Annotated in this window: 6 protein-coding genes; 3 read left to right on the top strand and 3 right to left on the bottom strand. The window is 60.1% G+C overall.

What is annotated here, in order from left to right; translation table 11 throughout:
- The coding region (locus ACFFAR_RS26615) for a helix-turn-helix domain-containing protein (protein ID WP_375508768.1) at positions 1-481 on the top strand (481 nt) is incomplete at its 5' end.
- A 12-nt stretch (positions 482-493) separates the two neighbouring features.
- On the opposite strand, the gene ACFFAR_RS26610 is transcribed toward ACFFAR_RS26615, so the two are convergent.
- The 3 genes from ACFFAR_RS26610 to pcaH form a co-directional block, all read right to left on the bottom strand.
- Positions 494-799, bottom strand: coding sequence for a DUF2288 domain-containing protein (locus tag ACFFAR_RS26610; RefSeq protein ID WP_062172645.1), 306 nt, complete (start codon positions 797-799; stop codon positions 494-496).
- Positions 800-881: 82 nt separating this feature from the next.
- Positions 882-1,472 carry a protocatechuate 3,4-dioxygenase subunit alpha gene (pcaG, locus tag ACFFAR_RS26605; protein WP_062172396.1) on the bottom strand — a complete coding sequence of 197 codons (591 nt, stop codon included), beginning with the start codon at positions 1,470-1,472 and terminating at the stop codon, positions 882-884.
- A 2-nt stretch (positions 1,473-1,474) separates the two neighbouring features.
- Positions 1,475-2,185 (bottom strand): protocatechuate 3,4-dioxygenase subunit beta, encoded by a 711-nt coding sequence (gene pcaH, locus ACFFAR_RS26600; RefSeq protein WP_174364904.1) that lies wholly within the window; start codon positions 2,183-2,185, stop codon positions 1,475-1,477.
- Between the two features lie 96 nt (positions 2,186-2,281).
- On the opposite strand from pcaH, the gene pcaQ reads away from it, so the two are divergent.
- Positions 2,282-3,271, top strand: a complete 990-nt coding sequence (gene pcaQ, locus ACFFAR_RS26595) for a pca operon transcription factor PcaQ (protein WP_174364905.1) — start codon at positions 2,282-2,284, stop codon at positions 3,269-3,271.
- Positions 3,272-3,525: 254 nt separating this feature from the next.
- Complete coding sequence (locus ACFFAR_RS26590; protein ID WP_069638419.1) at positions 3,526-3,894, top strand: PleD family two-component system response regulator; 369 nt, start codon at positions 3,526-3,528, stop codon at positions 3,892-3,894.
- Positions 3,895-4,080: the final 186 nt, after the last annotated feature.

The following is a 4,080-nucleotide window of genomic DNA, read 5'->3' as shown; positions in this document are numbered from 1 at the left end:
TGAGTTTCGCGCGGACCTTTTTTATCGGCTGAATATCCTGAATCTGCACCTGCCGCCGTTGCGCGAACGGTCGGCGGATATAGCGGCACTGGCCGCGCAATTGTTGTGGCGCACCGGGCGCGTGGTTTCATTCGATGCCGCGCTCAAGGCACTCGACCCGGTCATGCCGATATTCACGAGCTACGCGTGGCCCGGAAACGTGCGCGAATTGCAGAACGTGATCGAAAGGATTTCGCTGGAGCTGGAAGATCCGGCCGCGAAGCCGTTGAAGTTGACGCCCAGGTTGATACGGTCGATAGCGCCTGAGCTCGAGGAAGAAACAATGAATTCGAATCAGGAATCGCTCAAGGCGCGCAGCCGCAAGTTGCAGGCCGATGAGATCCGAACGATGCTGGATTCGTTCGGCGGCGATCGCGGGAGGACGGCGAAGGCGCTGGGAATCAGCAAGACGACCTTATGGCGGAAGCTGACGACACGCTAAACGGTAATGTGTCTAGCCGCGTTCCTGCACGCAAACCCACGGCGACACCACCACGGCCCACAACTCGGGATTACGGTCCGCCAGGTCAGCGGCGGTTTCTGCCGTCGTGCGTTCGAGCAGGCCTGATGACAACCACTCGGTCACGCGCTTCGTATCGTCGCCGGCAACGGCTTCAGCCACACTGACCAGATCGATGTCGCGCGCCACTTTCAGCAACACGCCGCGCGCGAAGAATCGCTCCAGTTCGGACCATTCGATCTGGGCAGTTTCGGAGAAAAGCTTGAGGTATAGCGGGCTGGGAGTTTGATCGTCTTTCATGGCGCAGTGCAGGCGGGTTCGAGCGTCCGACATCATAAACCATCGATGCCGGACGTCCGTTTTTACCGCATGGCGCGACGCTTCAAAGATCGAAGAACACCGTCTCTTTGGGACCTTGCAGATGGATATCGAACCTGTAAATCGTGTTCGACGTTCCCGGTTCACGCTTCGCAATCAGCGTTGCGCGCCGCTCTGCGGGAACTAGCGCGAGCACGTCGTCGCCGGCGTTGGCTTCCGTTTCATCGTCGAAATAAAGGCGCGTGTATGCATGCAGCAGCATGCCGCGCATCAGCACGATCACATCGATATGCGGCGCCGAATCACTGCCCGTGCTGCCCGGCTTGACTGTATCGACCACGTAGCGAAGCTCGGGATCGGTGCCCGTGCCGACCCGCGCGAAGCCGCGGAAACCGGACTCGCGTGCCTCGGCCACTGTGGTGACATAACGGCCGGTCGAGTCAGCCTGAACCATCTCGATCACCGCGTCGCCGATCACTTTTTCGTCGCCATCGAAAACCTGTCCGACGATGCTGATGTGCTGTCCCGCCGATTCCCGGTCTGCAATCGATGGCGTGAACAAGCTCTTCAAGTCGAAGTTGTACTGTTCGGGACACAAGCCGTAAGCGAAATACGGTCCGACGGTTTGCGAGGGCGTCTGGCTAAAGGTCATCATGTTCAAGCCTCCGTCGGGGTCTGGTTCGGGCCGCGCAGCACGATGTCGAACTCGTAACCGAGCGCATGGGCTTCCTCGGTCGTATCGATGGAAAATCGCGAGACCAGCCGGTTGCGCGCGTGTTCCGGCGTGCCCTGGAAGATCGGGTCGAGCGCGAGCAGCGGGTCGCCCGGGAAGTACATCTGCGTGACGAGCCGTGAGCCGAAATATTCGCCGAAGAGCGAAAAATGGATGTGGTTCGGACGCCATGCGTTCGAATGGTTGCCCCACGGATACGCGCCGGGTTTGATCGTCAGGAATCGATACCGCCCGTCGTTGTCCGTCATGCAACGCCCCGCGCCGAGGAAGTTGGGGTCGAGCGGCGCGTCGTGCTGATCTGCCTTGTGAACGTAACGTCCGGCAGCGTTCGCTTGCCAGATTTCGACCAGCGTATTGCGCACCGGCCGCCTGCGTTCGTCCATCACGCGCCCCGTCACGATGATGCGTTCGCCGAGCGGCGCGCCGTTTCTGGCGGCGTTACGGGTCAGGTCGTGATCCAGTTTGCCGAGATCTTCTGCGCCGTAGACGGGCACGCGGCGGTCCTTTAGTTTTTCCTTGAGCGGAATCAGCGGCCGTGAAGGGCTGCGTAATACCGACGACTTGTAGCCAGGATAAGAGTAGGGCGGGTGTGAATCCCAGTCGCGCGGGCTCAGGAGTGATGAGGGAGCATCCATTTTTGTCTCCGGCTTTTAAAATGTGAATCAACACTTTATCGAAGCGGTGAAGTTATGGAAAATGACGTTTTATGCATCCAGACATAACTGATCGTCATGGATAACGAATCCTCTCTTGGCGCTGCGTCGGCTGCGGAACTGGGCAGCCTGACCAGCGGCCGGATCAAGTTCCGGCACCTGCAATGCTTTCTTGCCGTGACCCAGTTCGGGAGTGTGCAACGCGCGGCGGACAGCCTGTCGATCACGCAGCCGGCGGTATCGAAGACCATTGCCGAGCTGGAATCCATTCTAGGCGTGCGATTGTTCGAGCGCGGCCGGCGCGGCGCCGAGCCGACGCGCGAAGGACGTCTGTTCGCGCCCCACGCCGCGGCTTGCGTGGGCGCTCTGCGCGAGGGTGTGGACGAGTTGTCGCGTCATGGCGTCGAACATCCGGGAACAGTCTCCCTCGGCGTGCTGCCCACGGTTGCGCCCGCCTTGTTGCCGCCGACGCTCGCGGCTTTCCGGGCGCGGTGGCCGGGGGTATCGGTGAAAGTGTGGACCGGGTCGAACGGGCAGTTGCTCGAACGCCTCAAATCCGCCGATACCGATCTGGTCGTCGGCCGGCTTTCCGAACCCGAAGGCATGGTCGGGATGACCTTCGAGCAGTTGTATCGCGAACCGCTGACGGTCGTTGTGCGCAACGATCATCCGCTCGTGCACGAAAGCAATGTAACCGCGAGCTTGCTTGCACGCTTTCCAATAGTCGTTCCACCGTTCGGCACGTTGATCCGCCAGTCCGCCGAGAGCGTGCTGACGGCTTTCGGCGCCCAGGCATCGAGCTCGCTGATCGAGACATTGTCGGTGTCGCTTGGACGCGCTCTTGCATTGCACAACGACGCGGTATGGTTTGTGCCTTCGAGCGTAGTCGAGCACGACATTGCATTGAAGTTGCTGACACGCCTGCCCATGCCTTTCGCAAGTGCCGATGAACCCATCGGCCTGATCCTGCGTCACGACCGTGCGAAGTCACCGGCGCTGGATAGTCTTATCGATGCAATCCGTGACGCGGGGCGCGAGCGCGAGGCGGTGCGTATCGGTATGAAATAGCTTGCTGGAGCGTGTGTTGCAGGCACTTGTTACCGCGCGAGCGGCATCGGCAAAACCCCATTAGCATACGTGCGATAAAAGCTATATAAGTGGCTCGAGTAAAGCGGTGCATGCACGTGAAGCAGCCTTGCGATGGACTACAGGCAACCTTACTGTAACTGCGCGCAAGATATCTTCGTGCAACCAAACCTTGCTTTGCGATGTCTCACTTGCCCGAACCTAATTAACAAGACGCCACCAAAGCCGCCAGCACGATGAAAACCGTATTGCTCGTCGACGACGATCCCGAGACCATCGAAGCGTGGACCCTGTGCATGCAGTCGGAGGAGTGCAAGGTGCTGTCCGCCTTCGACGGCAACGGCGCACTGGCGTTGCTTGGAGAGAACCTCGTCGACATCGTGATATCGGACTGGAAAATGCCGGGGCTCGGCGGCGCGCTGCTTTGCCAGACCATGAAGACCAACTCGGCGACGGCGCATATCCCGTTCTTGATGATCTCGGGCCATCCGCATCCGCCGGCTTTCGTTCATTACGATGGCTATCTGCAAAAGCCTGTCGAGATTGAAGCGTTGTTGTCGGCGGTAGACCGGCTTTGCGCTGCAAAGCGCCGCCGGCCGTATTGAAAAAGAGCGGGGCTCACGCAAGTCGCGTCATCTCTTTTTCCATGCGCTCCTGAGCGAGCCGGTTCAACTCTTGTGGCACCACGCAATCGGCGGGAAGCGGGGCCATGACGATCACGCGGATATGGCCGGGCTGATCCGGCCAGCCCTTCGCGGGCCAGTATTTCCCCGCGTTATGCACGACCGGCA

This window comes from uncultured Caballeronia sp. (assembly GCF_964243625.1).
GTDB lineage: Bacteria > Pseudomonadota > Gammaproteobacteria > Burkholderiales > Burkholderiaceae > Caballeronia.
Note: the sequence above shows the minus strand (reverse complement) of the source record. Positions and strands in the feature narration are given on the sequence as shown.